At 73.1% G+C, this 21,897-nt stretch carries 12 protein-coding genes; 9 read left to right on the top strand and 3 right to left on the bottom strand.

The window, feature by feature from the left end; genetic code table 11:
* Positions 1 to 54: 54 nt before the first annotated feature.
* From WME98_RS34545 to WME98_RS34535, 3 genes are all read right to left on the bottom strand, one after another.
* The gene (locus WME98_RS34545; protein WP_437945936.1) at positions 55 to 783 is read right to left on the bottom strand and encodes a hypothetical protein; all 729 of its coding nucleotides are present in this window, start codon (positions 781 to 783) and stop codon (positions 55 to 57) included.
* Positions 784 to 1,065: 282 nt separating this feature from the next.
* Positions 1,066 to 5,064 (bottom strand): protein kinase domain-containing protein, encoded by a 3,999-nt coding sequence (locus WME98_RS34540; RefSeq protein WP_437945935.1) that lies wholly within the window; start codon positions 5,062 to 5,064, stop codon positions 1,066 to 1,068.
* Positions 5,065 to 5,291: 227 nt separating this feature from the next.
* Positions 5,292 to 7,046 carry an AAA family ATPase gene (locus tag WME98_RS34535; RefSeq protein WP_437945934.1) on the bottom strand — a complete coding sequence of 585 codons (1,755 nt, stop codon included), beginning with the start codon at positions 7,044 to 7,046 and terminating at the stop codon, positions 5,292 to 5,294.
* Between the two features lie 229 nt (positions 7,047 to 7,275).
* On the opposite strand from WME98_RS34535, the gene WME98_RS34530 reads away from it, so the two are divergent.
* The 9 genes from WME98_RS34530 to WME98_RS34490 all read left to right on the top strand — a co-directional run bounded on the left by WME98_RS34530 (position 7,276) and on the right by WME98_RS34490 (position 21,784).
* Positions 7,276 to 11,577: a HEAT repeat domain-containing protein gene (locus WME98_RS34530; protein WP_437945933.1), complete on the top strand. Its 4,302-nt coding sequence runs from the start codon at positions 7,276 to 7,278 to the stop codon at positions 11,575 to 11,577.
* Positions 11,574 to 12,164 (top strand): hypothetical protein, encoded by a 591-nt coding sequence (locus tag WME98_RS34525; RefSeq protein WP_437945932.1) that lies wholly within the window; start codon positions 11,574 to 11,576, stop codon positions 12,162 to 12,164. Before WME98_RS34530 ends, WME98_RS34525 begins: the two co-directional genes overlap by 4 nt.
* Positions 12,152 to 13,216, top strand: coding sequence for a tRNA (adenosine(37)-N6)-threonylcarbamoyltransferase complex transferase subunit TsaD (gene tsaD / locus WME98_RS34520; protein WP_437945931.1), 1,065 nt, complete (start codon positions 12,152 to 12,154; stop codon positions 13,214 to 13,216). The genes WME98_RS34525 and tsaD overlap by 13 nt, the downstream gene beginning before the upstream one ends.
* A gap of 286 nt (positions 13,217 to 13,502) precedes the next feature.
* Positions 13,503 to 14,504: a hypothetical protein gene (locus WME98_RS34515; RefSeq protein ID WP_437945930.1), complete on the top strand. Its 1,002-nt coding sequence runs from the start codon at positions 13,503 to 13,505 to the stop codon at positions 14,502 to 14,504.
* Positions 14,494 to 16,341: a hypothetical protein gene (locus WME98_RS34510; protein ID WP_437945929.1), complete on the top strand. Its 1,848-nt coding sequence runs from the start codon at positions 14,494 to 14,496 to the stop codon at positions 16,339 to 16,341. Before WME98_RS34515 ends, WME98_RS34510 begins: the two co-directional genes overlap by 11 nt.
* Positions 16,342 to 16,343: 2 nt before the next feature.
* Complete coding sequence (locus tag WME98_RS34505) at positions 16,344 to 17,462, top strand: PEGA domain-containing protein (RefSeq protein ID WP_437945928.1); 1,119 nt, start codon at positions 16,344 to 16,346, stop codon at positions 17,460 to 17,462.
* A gap of 32 nt (positions 17,463 to 17,494) precedes the next feature.
* The gene (locus tag WME98_RS34500; RefSeq protein ID WP_437945927.1) at positions 17,495 to 19,114 is read left to right on the top strand and encodes a hypothetical protein; all 1,620 of its coding nucleotides are present in this window, start codon (positions 17,495 to 17,497) and stop codon (positions 19,112 to 19,114) included.
* 13 nt (positions 19,115 to 19,127) lie between these two features.
* A complete protein-coding gene (locus WME98_RS34495; RefSeq protein ID WP_437945926.1) occupies positions 19,128 to 20,153 on the top strand; it encodes a tetratricopeptide repeat protein in 1,026 nt (341 codons plus the stop codon).
* Positions 20,154 to 20,413: 260 nt separating this feature from the next.
* Positions 20,414 to 21,784 carry a hypothetical protein gene (locus WME98_RS34490; protein ID WP_437945925.1) on the top strand — a complete coding sequence of 457 codons (1,371 nt, stop codon included), beginning with the start codon at positions 20,414 to 20,416 and terminating at the stop codon, positions 21,782 to 21,784.
* Positions 21,785 to 21,897 lie beyond the last annotated feature (113 nt).

Here is a 21,897-nt window from a genome sequence, read left to right as displayed (position 1 = left end):
TCTTCGCCGCCTTGTTCGGCCCCGACAAGGCGCCCCCGTTCGCCACCTCCCCCGCTACTGCCGGAAGATCGTCACCGTCGTCGGAATCGTATGGCCGCCGCCGGAGCAGTTCCGGAAGCTGCCGTCCGACGCCGGCGCACCGCAATGCTCGTCGCACTCGCCGAGGACCTCGACGACGCAGCCCTCCGCGTCCGCGCCCGTCCCGCCGCACACGCGGCTGATGAGCGTCGATCCCGGCGACTTGCACGCGAACCGCAGCTGCTCCGGCGCGAAGAGATCGCCGAAGTACGCCCCCTCCCGGTGAGGGAAGGCCCCCCGCTCGGCAGAGTCCGACTCAAGGGCCTTGTTCTGGCCGCGCATCGAGATGGGGAGGCTCTCCCCGAGGTGGTTGACCCTGGCCAGCATGCAGGAGGACACCCACCCTTGGCATCGCGCGTTGCAGTGCCCGTGCGCCCTGCCCCACTCGGGTGAAAGACCGACATCCCCCTCGAAGACGTGAGTCTCGCCGTCCAGGGAGACCTCCACCGACTGCCCCGCCGGGAGCGCGCAGCCCACCGCGTACTTCAGGAACTCTCGGGCCAGCGGATCCCGGAGCGCGTTCAGGACATCGCCGCTGCCGGCGATCGCGTCGGTGGTCAGCGGATTGCCAGTGAGCTCCCCCGTCGCGACCCTGTCGGTCGTGAGCGCGCTGGCCTTGAGCGCGTTCTTCGTGAATGCGTTCCGCGTGAACACCTCTTGCGCCGCCGTCTCGCTGTCCTCCTCGAAGGGGTCGCCCTCACTCATGCAGGCCGGCAAACAGGCAGTCATCAGGCCCAGGAACGAGATCGCGAGTACGATACGATTTCGCATAGCCCCCTCAATACCCATTCAAACATATATCAGGAGTTTCCTCAACCCGTTTTCGGGAGGGACCTCAAGATTCCGCACCTGCGTCGATATGGCAAAAACAGCGTGTGAGCAGCCGATCAGGCGCGCTCGTGGGCGGCGCGAGGACATCGGGAGAGATGCTGGCAGAGAATCCTACGTTCGCTGGATCGCACCGTTATCCATCGCACCCATGTCGCATCATTGCCGAGCGTCGCTGTCGCCGAGCCACCGCGCCGCCAGCGCGAGCGTCTCGACGTTGTCGAGCGACGAGAGGAACCGATCCCGGTAGCGAGGATTCGAGATCTGCCCCGCGCGGGCGAGCACGCTCTGGCGCGCCCGCGCGACCGCGGCGATCCCTTCGTCCTGCCGGCCGCTCGCGAAGAGGGCCTCCGCCCGGACGAGCCGGATCAGCGACTCGCCCTCCTCGACCGCGCCGAGCGACTCGAGGAGGGCGAGCGCCTCGCCGGACAGCGAGAGCGCCTCGTCGGCGCGGCCCTTCCGGAGCAGCACGCGCGCGGAGAGCGCCCACGCCGCGGCGCGCAGCGGCGGCGCGCTCTGCAGGAGCTCGGCGGCCGCGCGGGCCTCGGCCTCCGCGACGGCGAGGTCGCCGCCGAGCAGCGCCGCCTTCGCCAGGTAGGCGCGCGCGACCCCCTCGGCCCTCGGATCGCCCAGCCGCTGGAACGTCGCGATCGCCTCCGCCTCGACCCGCCGCGCCTCGTCGAGGTCGCCGCGGGCGATCATCACGTTGCCCAGGTTGCTGCGGGCGAACGCGGCCAGGTCCGTGAGCTCCATCTGCTCCGCGGCGCGCAGCGCGGCGCGCAGCGCGGCCTCGGCCCCCTCGTAATCGCCGAGCTCCATGGTGACGGCGCCCAGGTTCACCCGCAGCGAGCACGCGTTGCGGCGATCGCCGCTCCGCTCGAACACCGCGAGCGCCGCCTCGATGCCCTCCAGGCAAGCGCCGGGATCGCCGAAGGTCATCGCGCGGATGGCGCGCGCCTCGTGAAGCCTGGCGCGCACCTCGACGTCGAGCGCCCGGCCCTCGTCCCCGCCGCGCTCGAGCGCGGCGATGATCCCGTCCGCGGCGGCGTAGCGGCCGCCGAAGACGAGCCAGAGGGCGCCCTCGACGAGGCAGATGTCCCGCCGGGTGAGCGCGCCCTCGCCGGGCGACGCGCCCCGCGCCGTCGCCACCCAGGACTCGACGCGGTCGAGCGCCCCCTGCTTGCCGGCGGCCATGACCACCTCGGTCGCGGCGGAGTACCAGGACGGCGAGCCCGGCTCGAAGAGCGCGGTCGCCTCGAGCGCGCGCTGCTCGGCCGCGGCGAAATCGCCGCGCCACACGCGGGCCTCCGCCTCGACGAGGAGCAGCCCGCCCGCCTCCGCCCCGGCGGCGCCGCACGCGAGGCCGCGCTCGGCGTGCCGGATCGCGGCGAGGAGATCGTTGCCGCGCAGGGACTGCTCCGCCGCGCGCCGGTACCACGCCGCCGCCCGCCCCGGCTCGGCGCCGCGCTCGAAGTGCTCCGCGAGCTCCGCCGCGTCGCCCTTCCCCTCCCCTTCCAGCCACTCGCCCGCGAGCCGGTGCCCGAGCTGCCGGTCGTAGTCCGTCAGCGCGCCGTACGCCGCCTCCCGCACGAGGCCGTGACGGAAGCTGTACTCGGGCTCGGCCTCGCCCGGCGCGCCGAGCTCGAGCGCCGCGGCCTCGCACGCCGTGGGCGCGTCGCGCTCGGGCTCGTCGATGGGCCCCGGGCGCGGGGAGGAGGACAGCGCGGAGAGGAGGCCATCGCCGCGCCGGCCAGGCTGCCGCCGCGGGACGATCACCTCGCGCTCGACGAGCTCGGCGAGCCGGTCCCCCACCTCGGCGTCGGCGCCGCCAAGCAGCGCGGCCACGCCCGCGGGCCGGAAGCTCTGGCCGAAGACGCTCGCCGCCCGGAGGACGCGCCGCGCCTCGGGATCGAGCGCCTCGAGCCGCGCCTGCACCATCGCCAGCACCGTCTCCGGCAGCGCGGCGCCCCGCCCGTCGGCGGCGGCGCGGATCTGCTCTTCCAGGAAGAACGCGTTGCCGTCGGCGCGCTCGACGAGCGTGGCGACGACCTCGTCGGCGGCCGCGTTGCCGAGCGACTGGCGCACGAGCCGCTCGCTGGCGCGGCGCGAGAGCCCCGTGAGCTCGATCTCCTGCACGCCGCGGCCGGCCCACAGCTTCGGGAACATCTCGCGCACCTCGGGCCGGCCGAGCGCCAGCACCATGAACGGCGCGTCGCGCAGGTTGCGGAGGGCGCTGTTGATCATGGCCACCGTCGGCAGGTCGCCCCAGTGCAGGTCCTCGAGCACGAGCAGCACCGGCTGCGCCGCGCACTCGGCGCGCAGGAACTCCTCCCAGGCGAGGTGCAGCTGATCGCCCATGAGCACGGAGCTCCGGCGCGCCACCCGGAGCGCCTCGCTCTCGTCGTCCGGGAAGGGCGCCCCCACGAGCTCGCCGAGGAACGGCGCGAGGCGGGCGCCGTCCTCGCCGTGGCGGCCGACGCGCTCGCGGATCTTGCGCTGCACCGCCGCGGCCGGCGTGCCGTCGGCGACGCCGAGCGCGCGCCGGAGCGCCTGCGAGAGGAGGCCGAAGGAGGCGCCGGCGCTCATCGGATCGCCGCGCGCGATCCAGATCTCCATCGGCTCGCCGCGCGCCCGGAGGCGCCGGAGCAGCTCGGTGCGCAGGCGCGATTTGCCCATGCCCGCGGGGGCGGTGACCAGCACCGCGGACGGGGTCTGCTCCTCGATGCACTGGACGAAGGTCGCCTCGAGGAGGGACAGCTCGCGGTCGCGGCCCACGCACGGCGTCGGCTTGCCGAGCAGGCGCGGCACCACCTCGAGGTCGTCGCGCTCGCCGCGCAGGAGGTGGCCGGTGGGGTCGGCTCCGACGTCGAACCGCGCGCCGAGCAGGCCGGCCGTGACCTCGTCGATGCGGACGACGCCGGGCCGCGCCGCGTCGCCGGCGAGGAGCGCCGCGGCCTGATCGATGAGGTTGCCGATCGGGGAGCGGGCGGTGAGCTCGGTGCGCCCCGAGACCAGCGCGACGGGCGCGCCGCCGAGCAGCACCTGCATCGCGAGCGCGCACCGCGCGCCCCGGGCGGCGAGATCGGTCGGCGCGACGGCGCCGGAGAGCACGACGACCGGCGAGCGCGACTCGATGATCTCGAGGCGGCCCTGGTGCCGCTCGGCCAGGGCGCTGAGCGCGCGCACCCGGAGCGCGTCCTCGCCCTCGGACCGGGTCGCGTCGCTGTCGAGCGCGCCGTCGCGGGCGAGGAGGAGGCAGATCATCCGGCGCTCGCCGGTGGTGAGCTCGGGGGCGGGGCCGCCGATCGGCAACGGGACGCGCCGCGAGCCGGGCGCGAGCTCGCCGAGCGACGCGAGCTCGGCGGCCACGGCCGCGCCGTCGCGGGGGCGGTCGCGCGGGGCCTTGGCGAGCATGCGCATGACGAGATCGTCGAGCGCGGCGGGCACCTCGCCGCGGAGCTCCCGGAGCCGGGGCGGATCCTCGAGGAGGACCTTCACGAGCACGGAGAGGCCGTCGTTGCCGACGAACGGGGGCCGGCCGGTGAGGCAGCGGTAGAGGACGCAGCCGAGGGCGAAGACGTCGGCGCGGGCGTCGATGGTGAGCTCGCCGCGCGCCTGCTCGGGCGCCATGTAGCCGGGGGTGCCGAGCATCACGCCGGGCATGGTGAGCTCCTGGCCGGCCTCCGCGACGCGCGCGACGCCGAAGTCGAGCAGGGTGACCTCGTCGACGGAGCCGCCGACGAGCAGGAGGTTGCTCGGCTTGAGGTCGCGGTGGACGACGCCGAGGCGGTGGAGGGCGCCGAGCGTGGCGGCGACGCGCGCGCCGAGCGCGAGGCTCTCGGGCACGGTGAGCGGCTCGCGGAGGAAGCGCTCGGCGAGGGTCTCGCCGGAGAGCCACTGCATGGCGAGGAAGAGGTCGCCGCCCTCGGTCGCGCCGTGCGCGACGTACGCGACGATCCCGGGGTGACGGAGCGCGGCGAGCGCCTGCGCCTCGCGGAGGAAGCGGTGCGTCTCCTGGGGGCCCCGGCGCTGGAGGATCTTCACCGCGACCGGCTCGCCGGTGAGCCGGTCGCGGGCGCGGAAGATCTGCGCCATGCCGCCGGCGGTGGCGTGCCCCTCGATCTCGAAGCGGTTGCCGACGAGGTCCCCTGCGCGCATCAGCGGTACCCCTGCGGCGGCCCCGGGAGCCGCGGCGCTCGCCAGTGCAGTGCGTCGGAAGAGCCCATCGCAGTGGCCGAGGATATCCAGAACCGCGCCGCTTCCAGGGAGCAATTTGTGCTGTGAGGAAGGCAACCGTTACGAGATCTAGGTTACGGTTTGCCGCGGAGCGGTGCGTAAGGTGGGCAGGACGTTGTGCTCCGCACCACGACACGTGTCCGGAGCGGTCAGTCCCGCGAGGGTCCGTCCTCGGCGCCGGAGAGGACTTCGGCGACGGGCCTGACCCAGGCGCGCTTTCCGTCGAAGACCGCGACCAGCGCGTGCACGGGCGCGGCGCCGGCGGCGATGAGCTCTGCCGCGTAGCGGCGATCGCGGACCTGCCGCGCGGCGGCGAGGAGCGCCTGCTCCGGCGTCTCGCCGCGCTGCGGCACCTTGAGCTCCAGCACGACCCCTGGGCGCCCCGGCGTCCGCGGCCGCACGAGGACGTCGGCGCGGCCGAGGCCGGACTCGCGGTTGGAGCGGACGTCGTAATCGCCCTCGAGCTGCACGAGCAGGCCGAGGATGAAGCCGTGATAGAGCTTCTCGGGCTCCCGGCCGGCGGGGTCCTGGTAGGACATCACGGTGACGAGCAGCCGCTCGAGCAGCGCCTCCAGCGACGGCGCGTCGCCCGCGAGCAGCGCGCGGAGCAGCCCCTCGGCGTGCCTCCGCTCCGGCAGCCCGCGGCGGAGCCAGGAGTCGAAGAGATCGCGATAGGCGACGCGGACCTCGATGTTGGGAATCGCGAGCTCGGCGATGACGTCCCCGAGCTCCTCGCGCACCGCCCTGGGCGTGAGGTAGCCGGAGAAGAGGAGGAAGCTCCACAGCGCCTCGGGCTGCTGGTCCAGGTCGCGCAGGACGATGTTCTCGTCGATGTGTGCCTCGACAGGCTCGCCGCGCAGGAGCGCCTCGGTCTCGCTCGAGAGGCCGAGCCCGCGCCGGGCGATGAGATCCTGGAGGAGGTCGGTCGAGGCGGTGTTGACCCAGTAGGGCCGGAGGGCGCCGCTGGCCACGCAGTTGAGGATCGACCAGGGATTGTAGATGACCTCGCCGCCGAAGAGATATCCGTTGTACCAGGCCCGGACCTCGTCGAGGCGCGGCGGCGCGTGCTCCGGGAGCAGGCCGGTGTTCGCTGCGGAGACGATGGTGGGCGCCTGATCGATGACGCTGGCGATATCGGCCCCGGTGAAGCCGAAGAAGGTCGCGTAGCGGCGGTCGTGCAGGATCGACGACACGATGATGTTGTTCAGGCCGGAGAAGAGGTTGCCCCGGACAACGCACAGCACCCCGGTGAGCACCCCCTTGAAGAGACAAGGGTTGTCCTTGAGGGCGGCAGATAAGAAGTTCCGGAAGAAGTGCGTCACCTCATTGAGAACGTCGTTCAGGTAGCCGGACTGGATGGGCGCGTCGTACTCGTCGATGAGGATGGCCACCTTGCGGTCGTGATGGCGCGCGAGAAGCTCCGAGAGGTCCCTGAGCGAGCAACGGCAGTCCTCCTCCGTCGCCTCGCGGTACAGGATGCGCTCGAACCGCCGACGCTCGTACGGCTCAAGCGCGCCTTCGTCGAGGAGATAACGGTGCTTCGCATAGAGGCCCTCGAGCTCGCTGCGAAGCCCTTCCAGCGTGGTCTCGTAAGAGAGGGTCTTGATGTCCTTGAACGTGAGGAACAGCACAGGGTGCTGCTGGAAATGCGCGCGGGCCGCCGGGTCGCTCCAGACGGCGAGGTCCTGGAACAGCGGGGAGAGGTCCTCGTCCCTTTTCTCGAGAAAATACGCGAGGGTAGAGAGGTTTAGGGTCTTTCCGAAGCGACGCGGCCGCGGGAAGAGAACGACCTGCGCGGGATCGGCGAGGAGCTGTCCGATGAACGAGGTCTTGTCGACATAGCCGGCGCCCGCCCCGCGGAGGTCGCGGAAATCGGACTGGCCGAGCGCGGGGACGAAGGGCATGGCTTCCTTCAATGGGGCCGCCGCCTTTCCGTGGCGGAGAGGGGGCTCGCGGCGCGCACAGGGACTGTCCTCGGCCCCACCTCGCCCGTCAAGCATTCCCCCGGAAACGGCAGACGTGCCCGCCGAGCTCACCCGCCCGGCGCGCCCGGCGCCGCGATCGCGCCCCTCCCTGGACGCGCCGCCGCCGCTCCGCGTGGCCCGCCGCGCACCGCCGATCTACCCTACCCCCGTGCGATCCCTCGTTCTGGCCGGCTGCCTCGCGGTCCTGGTCCCCGCAGCCGCGACGCTCGCGATCCCGCACGCCGAGGCCGCGGATTTCGATCCCTCCGGCCGCGGCAAGCGCAAACCGAAGGCCCCGAAGCCCGGCGGCGGCAAGCCGGGCCCCGCCGCGCGGCCGCAGCCGGGACCGCGGCCGCAGCCGGGACCGCGGCCGCAGCCCGAACAAGCGCCGCAGGCCAAGCCCGAGCCGGCCGAGGGCGCCGACGCGAAGCGGAGCGGGCCGTCGAACGACGCGCTCATCGCTCGCTACACGGCCATCGTCATGAGCCAGCCGAGCGCGCCTTTCCCGCTCCAGCGCCTCGCCCAGCTCTACCGCGAGCGCGACGGGAACCTGAAGAAGCTCGTCGAGGAGTTCGAGCGCCGCGCCGCGCAGCCCGGCGCCGATGCCTGGGCCTCCAAGGTCGTGCTCGCCGGCATCTACAAGCAGGACGGGCGCTACGACGACGCCATCAAGACGTACGAGGCCGCCATCGCGGACCGGCCGGCGGACCCGGCGGCGATGATGGCGCTCGCCCAGCTCGAGGCGGACCGCGGCGACAAGGCCCGCGCGCGGGCGCACTACGAGAAGGCGCTGCCGCTGCTCAAGGTCGCCGCGGACGTCGAGCAGACCCGGCGCACGCTGCTCGCGCTCTGCCTCGACCTCTCGGACTTCGACGCGGCCAAGGCGCACCACGACGCGCTCGTGAAGAACGCGCAGGGCTCGCTCTTCGTGAAGGCCGAGCTCGGGCGCGAGCTCTCCGCGCGCGGGCACCACGCGCGCGCCGAGACCGAGTTCCGCGAGCTCGTGAAGGCCGCCGCCGGCGACAACCGGGCGCTCGCGCCGGCGCTGCGCGACCTCGGGCAGGCGCTCGCGCGGCAGAAGAAGATGGACGAGGCGCTCGCCGTGCTGAAGCGGGCGCTCTCCATCGCCGGCAACGCCGCGGGCGTGCGGGCCGAGATCCTGCTCATCATGACCGACGCCTTCCGCGCCGAGGGCAAGCTCGCCGAGCTCATCGCGATCCTCGAGGCCGAGCGGGGGCAGGACTTCCAGCGGCTCGCGACCCTCGGCGCGCTGTACGAGGAGACCGGCGACGTCGACAAGGCGATCGCGATCTACCGGAGGGCGCTCGCGCTCGACGGCAAGCACATCGACACGCGGCTCCGGCTCGTGCACCTGCTCCAGACCGCCGGCGAGCTCGACACCGCCATCCGCGAGTACGAGCTCTTGATCAAGGCGGCCCCGAACAACGCCGACTTCGTGTTCGAGCTGTGCGAGACGCTCATCCAGCGGGGCGATCGGCCCAAGGCGCTCGCGCTGCTCACCCAGCTCGAGGGGCGCGTCGCGGACGAGCCCGAGACGCTCGCGGCCGTCGCCGACTTCTACGAGCGCGTCGAGGAGAAGGACCGGGCCCTCAAGGTGCTCCAGCGGCTCGCCGGGGCCGCGGGCGGGGATCCGAGCCACCTCGTCGACCTCGGCGACCGGTACTTCCAGGCGGGCGACAAGAAGAAGGCGCTGGAGACCTGGGCGCGCATCAAGCTGGTCGTGCCGAGCCGGGCGCGCGCCGCGGCCACCCTCGGCGAGGTGTACCTCGACCACGACATGGTGACCGAGGCGCTCGCCGCGCTCCGGGAGGCCGCGCAGCTCGAGCCCGCGAACGCCCGCTACAAGAAGGCGCTGGCGATCGCGCTGGAGCGCACCGCGAGCTCGCTCGGCAACGCCGGGCCGCGCTACGCCGAGGCGCGCGAGCTGTGGGAGCAGCTGCTCGCCGGCGCGGGCGGCGACAAGCTGCTCGCGCGCGAGGCGCGCACCCACATCGTCAGCCTCTGGTCGCTCACCCACGAGCTGCAGGGCCGCGTCGGTCCGCTCGGCGCGCGCTTCAACGCGACCCCGCCCGACCTGGAGGCGGGGCGGCTGCTCGCCGAGGTGCAGCGCAAGCTGCACCGGCTGCCCGACGCCGAGGCCACGCTCCGCAAGCTCGTCCAGGCCGCGCCGGGCGACGAGGACTCGCTCCTCGCGCTGGAGCGCGTGCTCGTGCTCCAGCAGAACCTCCTCGGCGCCATCGACGTGCTGGGCAAGCTCGTCGAGGTGAACCCGAAGCGGGCCCGCGAGTTCTACCAGCGCATGGCGCAGTACGCCGCGGAGCTCTACCGCGACGACGACGCGATCCGGTACGCCGCGCGCGCCGTCGAGCTGTCGCCCGAGGACGCGAGCGGCCACCAGAAGCTCGGCGACATGTACCGGAGGCGGCAGGACTTCCCGCGCGCCATCGCCGAGTACCGGCAGGCGCTCGCGAAGAACGACCGGCTGTTCCCCGTCTACTTCGACCTCGCCGAGCTCCTGCTCACCGCGGGGCAGGCCGACGAGGCCGACCGGCTCTTCCGGCGCGTCGTGCGGGCGTCGAACGACGAGGAGCTCGTCGCGCGCGCCGCGCGGATGTCGATGCAGGTGAACCTCGGCCGGAGCTCGCTCGAGGTGCTCGAGCGCGAGCTCTTGCCGGTCGCGGTCGGCAACCCGCAGAAGCCGCTCTACCGGCGGCTGCTCGTCGAGCTGTACGGGGCGATGACCTTCCCGCTGATGCAGAAGGTCCGCGCCGAGGGCGGCGCGGCGAGCGCGGCCGCGCGCGCGGAGCTCGCGAAGATCGGCGCGCGCGCGGTGAAGCCGCTGCTCGACGCGCTCGCCGACGAGAAGGAGTCGCAGCAGAAGGTCGCGATCGAGGTGCTGGCCTACGTCGAGAACAAGAGCGCCGGGCCGGCGCTCTACAACTTCGCGATCGGGCAGGCGGACAAGGGCCTGCGCGCCCGCGCGATGATCGCGTGCGGCGCGCTGCGCGACCCGTCGATGCTGGAGCGCTACGAGCAGATGCTCGCCCCGCGGGACGCGGCGGCGACCGTGCTGCCGAACGACGCGGTCGCGGTCGCGGCGACCTGGGGCGTGGCGCGGCTCGCGGCGGGCGGCGGCCGGCCCGCGGCGAAGGCCGAGGCGCTGCTCGCGCGGCTCCTGTCGTCGCCGGCGCCGGAGGTGCGGGCGATCGCGGCGGTCGGCCTCGGGCTGACGCACGACCGGAGGCACGCGGCGGCGCTGTCCGCGGTCGCGCGGGCGCCCGAGGCCGGCTCCGTGCCGCGCGCGGCCGCGGTCCGCGCGCTGGGCGAGATCGGCGGCGGCGGCGAGGGGCCCGCGCTGTTCATGTCGCTCGCGGACTCGAGCGAGCCGGAGCTCCGCCGCGCGGCGCTGCTCACGCTCGCGCGGCTCGGCGACGGCGCCTCGGCGAAGGGCGCCGGCGAGGTCGAGGCGCCCGCCTCGGGGGGCGCCGCGCAGGCGATCGCGGCCGGCGCGTTCTCGTCGGACGAGGGGCTGCGCGCGGCCGCGGTGTCGGCGGCGGTCGCGCTCACGCGGCGGGCCTACCCGCGCGCACGAGAGCCGCTGCCCGTGCCGGACGGAGCGCTGACGGTGAAGGACGTGCTCGCCGGGCTCGACCCGGATCCGCCGGGCCCGGAGGACCGCGCGGCCGCGCTCGTGGCGCTCGGCCCGGCGCTCCAGAAGGCGGCGGTCGCCGCGGTCGCGACGTCGCCGGAGCGGGCGCTGGTCGTCGCGGACGCGATCCTGTCGCGCGGCGCGGGCGGCCCGCGCGGCGCGGGCGCGGCCGGCGATCGCGGCGCCGCGGGCGGCGGGGCGGCGCTCGGGCTCGCGCCGTTCACGGACGGGCGCGCCGAGCTCGCCCCGGAGCTCCGGCGGCAGGTCGAGGCGGCCGTGGAGGGGGTCGCGGCCGCGGTCGTGGGCGGGTTCGTGGCGCTCGTGCGGCACCCGGCGATCGAGGTGCGCACGCGCGCGGTGGAGCTGCTCGCCACGCGGCCCGAGCCCGAGGCGCAGGCCGCGGTGGTCGACGCGCTCGGCGATCCGGAGGAGAGCGTGCGGCGGGCGGCGCTCGCGGCGCTCGGCGCGGTCCGGCACGGGCCGACCATCGCGGCGGTCTCGGAGCTCCTGCGGACCTCGCCGAGCTGGCCGCTCCGCGTCCGCGCGGCGGAGGCCCTGGGCCGGCTGGGCGCGCCGGGCGGCGGCGGCGCGGCCGGCGGGCGGCCGGGCCAGGTGGCGGAGACGCTCGGCGCTGCGGCCCGCTCCGACGCGTACGCCCTCGTGCGCGAGGCGGCGGCGCGCGCCCTCGCCTCGGCGGACCGCGCGGCGGCGGCGCCGGTGCTGAAGCACCTGGCGGCGCGCGACCCCGAGCCGCGCGTGCGCCAGGCCGCGGCCGATCTGATGCGGAGCGGCGCGCCGTGAGCGCCGCTGCAGCGCCCGGGCCGCGGCGCGCCCCGCTGCGGCTCGCGCCGCTCGTCCTGGCCGGCGCGGCCGCGGCGGGCGGCGCGGCCGGCTGCGACGACGTGAGCCGGTTCTCGACGGCGGACGGCGAGGCCTACTGCGGCGCGATCACGCTGGGCGGCGCGTTCCGCGCGGGCCTGAGCCCGCGGGTGCAGATGCGGCTGTCGCTCGACGCGGACGCGCTCGACGGGCCGGAGCCGCCGGGCGCGCTGTGGACCTACGAGGCGCCCGACGGGGCCGCGCCGGAGCGGCGCCTCCTCGACGGCGCGCCGCTGCGGCCGTTCGGCGCGCTCGCCCACGATCCGCTGTCGCGGCTGGAGTTCGGGGAGGGCCGCGAGCGCAACGCGATCTACGCGGTGAGCGCGTCGGATCCTGCGGCGGAGCCGCTGCTCGCGATCCTGTCGCTGCGCACCGACGCGTCCGTCGAGGTCCGCCTGCTCCGGCCGGGCCGGGAGCCGCTTGCGCCGGGCGCGGCGCAGGCGGAGGGAGAGCGGCAGGTGTTCGGCAATTTCAGGCTGACGCGGCGGACGGGGACATGCGGGTTCTAGGGATCGAGACATCGTGCGACGAGACGGCGGCGGCGGTGGTGACCGAGGGCGGCGACGTCCTCTCGGACGTCGTGCGCAGCCAGGTGGCGCTGCACGCGCCGTACGGCGGGGTCGTGCCCGAGGTCGCGGCGCGCGATCACGCGCGCGCGGTGGTCCCGGTGGTGCGCGAGGCGCTCTCGCGCGCCGGCGTCGCGGCGGCGGACCTCGACGGCGTCGCGGTGACGTCGCGGCCTGGGCTCGCGGGGGCGCTGCTCGTCGGCCTGCAGGCGGCGAAGGGGCTCGCGTGGGCGGCGGGCAAGCCGCTCGTCGGCGTCGATCACCTCGTCGGGCACCTGCTCGCGGTGTTCCTGCGGCGGGGCGGCGCGCCGCCGCCGGAGGAGCGGCCGTCGTTCCCGTACGTCGCGCTGCTCGCCTCGGGCGGGCACACGGCGATCTACCGGGTGGACGGGCCCTCGCTCGGCGCGATCCGCGAGCTCGGCGCGACGCGCGACGACGCGGCGGGCGAGGCGTTCGACAAGGTGGCGAAGCTGCTCGGCCTCGGGTATCCGGGCGGCCCGGTGGTCGACCGGCTCGCGGCGACGGGGGATGCGGCGGCCGCGTCGGAGGCGGTGCCGGCGGTGATGGCGCGGAAGGAGTCGCTGGAGTTCAGCTTCTCGGGCATCAAGAGCGCGGTGGCGCGCCACGTGGCGAAGCGGGGGCGGCCCGAGGGGCAGGCGCTCCACGACCTGTGCGCGGCGTTCCAGGGCGCGGTGGTCGACGCGCTCGTGCAGAAGACCGTGCGGGCGGCGCGGGTCGAGGGGGTCGAGCGGGTGGTGCTCGCGGGGGGCGTCGCGGCGAACCGGGGGCTCCGGGCGAGGATGGCGGCGGCGTGCGAGCGGCGGGGGCTCGCGCTGTTCGTCCCGCCGTTCGCGAGCTGCACGGACAACGGCGCGATGATCGCGTATGCGGGCGCGCTGCGGCTCGCGGCCGGGGAGCGGGACGCGCTGGATCTCGCGCCGGAGACGAGGACGGCGCTGCCGCGGGTGACCCGGAAGGGCGGCGGCGCGCGGTGAGCGGGACAGGCCGGTAGCGGGGCGTCGTGGGGAGCGGCATGGGCGCGGGGCGCGAGGTGTGTGGGGGCATGGCGGGCGCTGGCGAACGCTGGCGAACGGTGAAGGCACGGCTGGTGCCGGGGACTACCTCGGACTTGTCGGCTGCGGCGAGCCGTGGTCTGATGAGAGCTCAGGACTCAGGCCGGCCCGCGCTGGCCGTTTTTCCGGCCTCACGGGACAGGACAGCTTGGGATAGCCGCCCGTCGGGGCGCGAGGTTTGAGGGCCATGCAGGTTGTTCTACCGATTGTGCTTGGGTTGGTTGCGGTGGCGTGCGGCGCGGGCGTCGTGTTCTTGCTGATGCAGGTGGCGCCGCTGAAGCGGCAGCTGAAGGACGCGAACCAGCACATCGAGGCGCTCCGGCAGGCGAAGAACCAGCTGGAGCAGATGCGGGGGCAGTACGCGCAGCTCCAGCAGGCGCTCGAGATCGCGCGGGGCGAGGACCGGCAGAAGGTCGACTGGCTCGACGCCCAGCAGAAGGAGATCGACTGGTACAAGAGCGAGCTCGATAGCCGGCCGAAGATCACGCAGAAGCGCTACAAGATCCTGACCCTGGGCATCAAGTGGACCGGCAAGACGTCGCTCACGCTCAAGTGGGCGAATCCGCTCGTGGATCTCGGCACGCTGCAGGGGACGAAGATCGAGCGGTACGAGCGGACGGTCAGCCACGTGCTCACGAAAGAGGTCTTGACGGAGCACGTGTTCGAGATCGGCGACTGGGGCGGCGAGCACATCGTGGACGCGCAGCAGGAGCTCATCATGGAGGAGATCCATGGGCTCCTGATGGTGGTGGATCTGGCGGGCAAGGACGGGCAGAAGCTCGAGCCGTCGCGGATCCAGGAGCAGCTCCGGGAGTTTCAGCCGCAGTCGTTGCAGTTCTTCTTCAGCCCGAAGACGCTGGCGTCGTGCAAGGCGGTGGTGCTGTTCATCAACAAGTCCGATGTTCTGTCCGGGACGCCGGCCGAGGTGGAGAAGGAGGCGCGCGGGTATTACAAGCCGCTCATCGACAGCCTCGAGCGGTACAAGAACCACATCGACATTCGGGTGCTGGTCGGGTCGGCGAGCTACGGGCACAGCACGCACCATTTGTTCTCGCACTTCGTGGAGCGGATCCTCCCGAAGAACGCGTATGATCCGCAGCTGCTCCAGCGGATGAAGGCGGACATCGGGCCGAATCCGGCGCTGTCGCGGACCGCGCAGCTCCCGGCCCCGCAGATGCCGCAGCAGCAGGTCAGGCCCAATGTACGGTAGCGAGGGCGCCTCGGGGTATGTGATCCCGCGGTACCGCGCGCCTGCGGAGGCGGCGTGGTATCACGTGCTGCACGGGAACATCCCTGGGCATCAGATCGATTTCATGTACTGCCCGGAGGTGCCGCAGGGGGCGCTGACGACGACGCATTTCAGCCATCTGGCGCGGCTGATGAAGTACATCGAGCCCGCGACGGGGGCGACGCATGCGTTCGCGATCGGCAACCTGTCGCGCGACGACACGCAGCACGAGCCTGGGCACGGGGCGATGGGGCTCATCTTCGGGTTCCGGATCGGCGGGGCGATGGATCACGCCGGTCGGGGGAATCCGCCGTTCGCGCACGGGATCGTCGCGGTGGATCGGGACCTCGGGTACACGTCGCTCCTGGAGGCGTCGGCGACGTTTTACCGGCACGTGATGAACGCGACGGAGGTCAACTCGTCGGCGGGCATGTTTTACCGCGAGTATGTGGGCGCGGTGCGCGACGCGCCGGAGCGGGTGGCGCACGTGCTGGAGCGGTACGTCGAGGAGTTCGGGGATCTGCCGTACCTGCGGCGGAGCAGCGCGACGTGGGACTGGGTGGCGGACGAGGGCTCGCTGCCGAAGCGGGTCGTGATCGTGCACAAGCACGATGAGCCGTTCGGGGCCATCGCGCACGCGGCGGCGAGGATCGCGACGGTGCTGTACCGGTCGAACATCAAGTGGACGTCGATCACGAGCGGGCGTGAGGCGGACATCCCGGGCGGGGTGTCGGTGCGGTTCGTGCGGGAGCGCGACGTGACGATGGAGGATCGCCACGGGGCGCTGTTGCGGATCGAGGACGTCTCTGAGGACGAGGGGGAGATCGCGCGCAAGCTGTTCGGGGCGCGGCCGCAGGGCGAGACGGGGGACAAGCCGCAGTTCGGCGGGTGGCGCGAGCGGTACGCGGCGCAGCAGGCGGGGGGCGCGGCGCACCTGGCGCAGACCGCCGGGGGGGCGGCGCCGGCGCCCGCGGGGCCGGTGTCGGAGCGGGGGCGGGTGCCGTCGGCGCCGCCGGCGCAGCGGCGGGTCGAGGCGCACGCGGTCGAGGGGGCGAGCGCGGGGGTGGCGTCGTCGGCGATGGGGCCGAAGGGGACGCTGGTCATCGACGCGGAGAAGCTGCTGCGCGAGGCGGGGCTCGTGGAGGCGGCGGCGGGGAATGCGGTGATCGGGGCCGCGGGGGGGCCAGCTGCAGGCGGGGTGCCGCCGATCTCGAGGGGTCCGGCGGACGTGGCTCGCCTCGGGGCGGGGGCGCCGCCGTTGCCGATGGCTGCGGGCAGGGGCGTGCAGCAGGCGCCGGCGATGCCGCCCGTCTCGGCGCGCAGCGCCGCGGGGGAGGACGAGGGCGGGGAGATACCGATCGTCGTCGAGCAGCCTCAGAGGTCCCGGAAGGCGCTCTGGGCGGTGGCAGGGCTCGGGTGCGCCGCCGCGGCGGGGGCGGTCGCGTGGGCGGTTGTGTCGAGGGGCCCGGGAGCGCAGCCGGCGCCGCCGCCGGAGCTGCCCTCGGCGGCGCCGACGACGGTGGGCGGGGCGCCGGGGACGAGCGTGAAGGAGGGGGCGGAGGCGGCAGCGCCGCAGGCCACGGCGGGGCCGCAGGCGACGGGGGCGGCGTCGGCGCCGGAGGGGGCGGCGAGCGCCGGGGAGGATGCGCAGGCGAAGCCGCCAGCGTCTGCGACGACAGCGAGCCAGCAGCGGAAGACCGGCGGCGGCAGGGCGGGCTCGAAGCCGCCCGCGGCGCAGCAGCAACGCGGGAAAGAGACAGGGCGCGAGCCGGAGGACCAGAAGCCGGTGGGCGCGATTCAACCGAAGGTAAAGTTTTGATCATGCGTCTCGCGCAGAGTGTTCCGTGGATGTGCTTCGTCGGCCTGCTGACGGCCGCCTCGCCGAGCGAGGCGCAGCCGCGGGGCGGCGCCTCGCCTAGGGGCGCGGGGCAGCAGGGCGCTGCGGGCCAGACGGCGATCCAGGCGCCGCGCGCGCCCAGCGAGGCGATGAGCGACAAGGCCAGGAAGCTCTACATGGAGGGCGTGACCGCCTCGGAGAAGGGGCGGTGGGCCGACGCCTATGCGTCGTTCGTGGCGGCGTGGGCGCTGCAGAAGCACTACACGATCGCCGGCGGGATAGGCACCTGCGAGCTGATGCTGCAGCGCTATCCGGACGCCGCCAAGCACCTCGCCATCTACGTGCGCGAGATCGAGAAGGACACGACGGCGACGCCGGAAGAGCGCGCCGCCGCGCTCAAGACGTACGCGCAGGCGCGGGCGAAGGTGGGCGCGGTCAAGCTGCGCGTCAACGTGGAGGACGCCGAGGTGCGCGTGGGGCAGGAGGTCGTCGGGACCGTGCCGCTCGAGGACCCGGTGTTCCTGGAGCCGGGGGCGCACACGATCTCGGTGCGGCGGCAGGGGTACGAGCCGGCGAGCGTCGCGGTGGAGCTCAAGGCGGGCGAGGAGATCGAGCGGAGCGTCGAGCTGAAGAGCGCGCGGGCGAGCGAGCCGGCGGCGGGGGCGACGGGAGAGAGGCCGGCGACGGCGTGGCACGGGGGGTTGGGGAAGGGCGGCGAGCCTCCGCCGAACAAGACGCTGCTCATCGCGGGAGGGGCGGTGGCGGGGGTGGGGGTGATCGCGGGGACGGTGTTTACGGTGCTCGCGCTGGGGAAAGGGGACGCCGCCGAGGATCTGCGGGGACAGGTCGATAACGACCCGGATCTCAATGGGTATTGCGCAAGCACGAAGCACCCGACGCTGTGCGCGGAGCTGAGCGATACGGTCGACGTCCAGTACGCATTCATCAATGCGGCTATCTACAGCTTCATCGTCGGGGCAGCCGGCGCGGGGACGGTGATCTACGCGCTCGTGGATCGGCCTGCTCCACCGGCCAGCCGCATGCAGATCGTTCCACGCGTGGGCGCGGGCTCGGCAGGCCTTTCCTTGACCGGTCGATTTTGAGCGGAGGCATCGTGAACCGGGGAGTCAGCAGGATGGGCCATCATCGTCTTGGTTGTCGCTTCGCCGCGACGCTTCTCCTGACGGCGATGACCGCAGGGCTCCATGTGAGCGGGTGCTTGGTACAACCTGACGATGCCGATAAGAAGCATGATAGGGCTTCCGGCCAGGGCGCAACGGGCGGCAATGGCGGGAGCGGCGGGAACGGAGGAGGAGGAGGAGTCATTCCGACCCCCGAGTGTGACCCGCAGCTCGCCGGAGCCGGCGTCGACGACGGTTGCGGGGTGTTCGTGTCCGAGGACGGCGATGATGGCGCTGTTGGCACGAAGGAGGCGCCGCTCAGGTCGATCGGAGAAGCCATCGCTCGCGTGGAGGGCGCTGACAAACCTCACGTCTACGTGTGTGTCGGCACCTTCGAGGAAGCCGTCTCGGTGCAGACGAAGGTATCGATCTTCGGCAGGCTCGACTGCAAGACTGAGGGAGCAAACTGGCGATGGACGAGCACAGCGGAGACGATCCTGACGACACCGCCCACGGCGCCGCCGGGGACGGCTCCTCTCACGATGAGCGCAGCGGGCAAGAGCGTACGGATCGAGGATTTCCATGTCGTAGCGCCGCCGATCACCGTCGATCTCGAAGACCCCGACAACCCGGACAATAAAGATAGATACGGGAAGTCCTCGATCGCTGTGATTGCTGATGGCGGCAATATCGCGCTCGAGCGGTGCACGTTCGATGCGGGTGAAGCGGCGCCGGGGGCACCGGGAGCGCTCCACCGCCAGCGCGCCACGAAAGGGGGAGACGGCAGCTCAGGGAGTGAGGCGTGCACTGCGGGTACCGTGACTACGGACGAACCTCCCGAGAACGACTGCGGGATGCCGAACGATTCCAGCGACAACTCGATCGGTGGACTGGGCGGCATCGGCACTTCAACGCAAGCAGGCCTTGGCGCCCCCGGTTCTCCTGGAGAGGATGCGAATCCCAATGGCGGCACTCGCAGCTCGGGCGGCGCGTGCGGCAACGGCAAGGATGGTCAGGCAGGTAAGGCCGGCGACGCAGGCGACGACGCGAAGGGCACCGGTGCCATCGACAGCACCGGTTTCACCGGGCTCACTGGAGGAACAGGCAAGCCCGGAACTCCAGGCCAGGGCGGCGGAGGCGGCGCGGGCGCCAGGGGCGGGAGCGCCTGCCCCGCCGGCTCACCGGGGCTGGGTGGCGCCAGCGGCGGCTCCGGCGGAGCCGGCGGCTGTGGCGGCGAGGGCGGCAAGGGCGGCGGCCCCGGCGGCTCCAGCATCGCCCTCCTCAGCATCAATGCAACCCTCACCTTCGAGGATGTGCTCCTGAAAGCCAAGGCTGGCGGCCGGGGTGGCCCCGGCGGCGAGGGCCAGGTCGGCGGCGCAGGTGGCGCTCTGGGCCGAGGCGGCACAGGTCCGACCGCGCTGAGCACCGGCTGTGACGGCGGACGAGGTGGCGACGGCGGCCCTGGCGGCCCTGGCGGCAAGGGCAGCGATGGCCATTCCCTCGGCATCGCCTACCTTGGCCACCCGCCACCGGAGGAGGGTGAGGGTGTTGTCGCCATCGAAGTCGGCGCTGCCAGGGGCAACGGCCTCGCGGAGAAGATGAAAGATTTTACCAACGCATCGGCATCCCCGTGATGCGCCCCCTGCCGTGAGCACCTGCCGACATCTCGGCCCGGCGCTTCTCCTCGGGCTCACGCTCCTGGTCGCCTCGCCCACCGCCGTCGCCCAGCCGTCTCCGCCGACCACCGAGGCAAAGCTCGCGGCCAAGGCGCTCGCCGACAAGGGCTGGGAGCTCTTCAACGCCGGCCGCTACGAAGACGCGCTCACGGCCTTCCGCGACGCCGAGGCCAAGGTCCACGCCCCGCCGTTCCTGGTCATGGCGGCGCGCGCCTGCGAGCGCCTCGGTCGATTGCTCGAGGCGCGCTCGCTCTACCAGCGCGTCCTGGACGAGCCGCTCTCCGCCAGCGCTCCGCGCGCCTTTCAGCAGGCGCAGGCCGACGCGAAGGCCGAGCTCGCTGCCCTCGCCCCGCGCATCCCCACCCTGGAGGTCACCCTCGCTGGCACGGCGCAAGGCGCGGTGCAGCTGACGCTCGACGGAGAGCGCATTGCTCCGGCGACCCCCGTGGAGCGTGACCCTGGCGACCATACGCTGGTCGGTGTCCAGCCGGGCCGCCCTCCGGTTTCACGGACGATCCGGCTGGACGAGCGGGCGAAAGGATACGTCGTCCTCGACCTGACGGCGCCTCCGGCCGAAGCCGCGCGGACGCACGGCGAGTCATCCGCATCACGAGACGATCTGCGAAAGCCCCTGTTGATCGGAGGCGGAGTCGCGGCCGGGGTCGGCGTGATCGCGGGCACCGCGTTCACGGTCCTCGCGCTCGGCAAGCAAAGCGACGCGGAGGATCTGCGCGACAGCGTCCGCGCAGACAGCGAGCTCATGGGCCGCTGCCCCAGCACCGAGTCGCCGGCGGTCTGCGCGGAGCTGAGCGATGCGGTCGACCTCCAGTACGCGTTCACCAACGTGGCCATCGGCAGCTTCATCGTCGGCGCGGCCGGGGTGGGAACGGTGATCTACGCGCTCGTCGCTCGACCTTCCGCGCCGGACCGCCGCGTGCAGGTCGTGCCGCTCGTGGGGTCGGGCGTGACGGGTCTTTCCTTGAGCGGTCGATTCTGAGCGGAGGCGCCGTGTACCGGGGAGTCAGCTGGGTGGGTGGTTGTCGCTTCGCCGCGACGCTTCTTCTGGGTTCGATGGCCATCGGGATCCAGGTGACTGGGTGCTCGACGGGTGACCCCTGCGTCGGCAAGCTCGTCGGCTGCCCCCTGGGTAGTGGCGGGAACGGTGACGCTGGTGGCGGCGGCGACGGTGGGGGAGTCATTCCGACCCCCGAGTGTGACCCGCAGCTCGCCGGAGCCGGCGTCGACGACGGTTGCGGGGTGTTCGTGTCCGAGGACGGCGATGATGGCGCTGCTGGCACGAAGGAGGCGCCGCTCAGGTCGATCGGAGAAGCCATCGCTCGCGTGGAGGGCGCTGACAAACCTCACGTCTACGTGTGTGTCGGCACCTTCGAGGAAGCCGTCACGGTGCGGACGAAGGTATCGATCTTCGGCAGGCTCGACTGCAAGACCGAGGGGGCAAACTGGCAATGGACGAGCACAGGGGAAACGCTCCTGACGACGCCGCCCATGGCGCCGCCTGGGACGGCTCCTCTCACGATGAACGCCGCGGGCAAGAGCGTACGGATCGAGGATTTCCATGTCGTAGCGCCGCCGATCACCGTCGATCTCGAAGACCCCGACAACCCGGACAATAAAGATAGATACGGGAAGTCCTCGATCGCTGTGATTGCTGATGGCGGCAATATCGCGCTCGAGCGGTGCACGTTCGATGCGGGTGAAGCGGCGCCGGGGGCACCGGGAGCGCTCCACCGCCAGCGCGCCACGAAAGGGGGAGACGGCAGCTCAGGGAGTGAGGCGTGCACTGCGGGTACCGTGACTACGGACGAACCTCCCGAGAACGACTGCGGGATGCCGAACGATTCCAGCGACAACTCGATCGGCGGGCTGGGCGGCATCGGTACGTCAACGCTAGCAGGCCCTGGAGCCGCCGGTTCTCCTGGAGAGGATGCGAATCCCAATGGCGGCACTCGCAGCTCGGGCGGCGCGTGCGGCAACGGCAAGGATGGTCAGGCAGGTAAGGCCGGCGACGCAGGCGACGACGCGAAGGGCACCGGTGCCATCGACAGCACCGGTTTCACCGGACTTACTGGAGGAACAGGCAAGCCCGGAACTCCAGGCCAGGGCGGCGGAGGCGGCGCGGGCGCAAGGGGCGGGAGCGCCTGCCCCGCCGGCTCACCGGGGCTGGGCGGCGCCAGCGGCGGCTCCGGTGGAGCCGGCGGCTGTGGCGGCGAGGGCGGCAAGGGCGGCGGACCAGGCGGCTCCAGCATCGCCCTCCTCAGCATCAATGCAACCCTCACCTTCGAGGATGTGCTCCTGAAAGCCAAGGCTGGCGGCCGGGGTGGCCCCGGCGGCGAGGGCCAGGTCGGCGGCGCAGGTGGCGCTCTGGGCCGAGGCGGCACAGGTCCGACCGCGCTGAGCACCGGTTGTGACGGCGGCCGAGGAGGCGACGGCGGCGACGGCGGGCCTGGTGGCGAGGGCAGCGATGGCCATTCCCTCGGCATCGCCTACCTTGGCCACCCGCCACCGGAGGAGGGTGAGGGTGTTGTCGCCATCGAAGTCGGCGCTGCCAGGGGCAACGGTCTCGCGGAGAAGATGAAAGATTTTACCACCTCATCGGCATCCCCGTGATGTGGCACCTGCCGTGAGCACCTGCCGACATCTCGGCGCGGCGCTTCTCCTCGGGCTCACGCTCTTGGCCGACCAGCTCCTTCTCCGCCGGCCCACGGAGGCCCGCCCCTAGA

It is taken from the genome of Sorangium sp. So ce296 (assembly GCF_051529605.1).
GTDB classification, from domain to species: domain Bacteria; phylum Myxococcota_A; class Polyangia; order Polyangiales; family Polyangiaceae; genus Sorangium; species Sorangium cellulosum_D.
The sequence above is the reverse complement of the archived record's forward strand: the minus strand, read 5'-3'. Positions and strand labels throughout refer to the sequence as shown.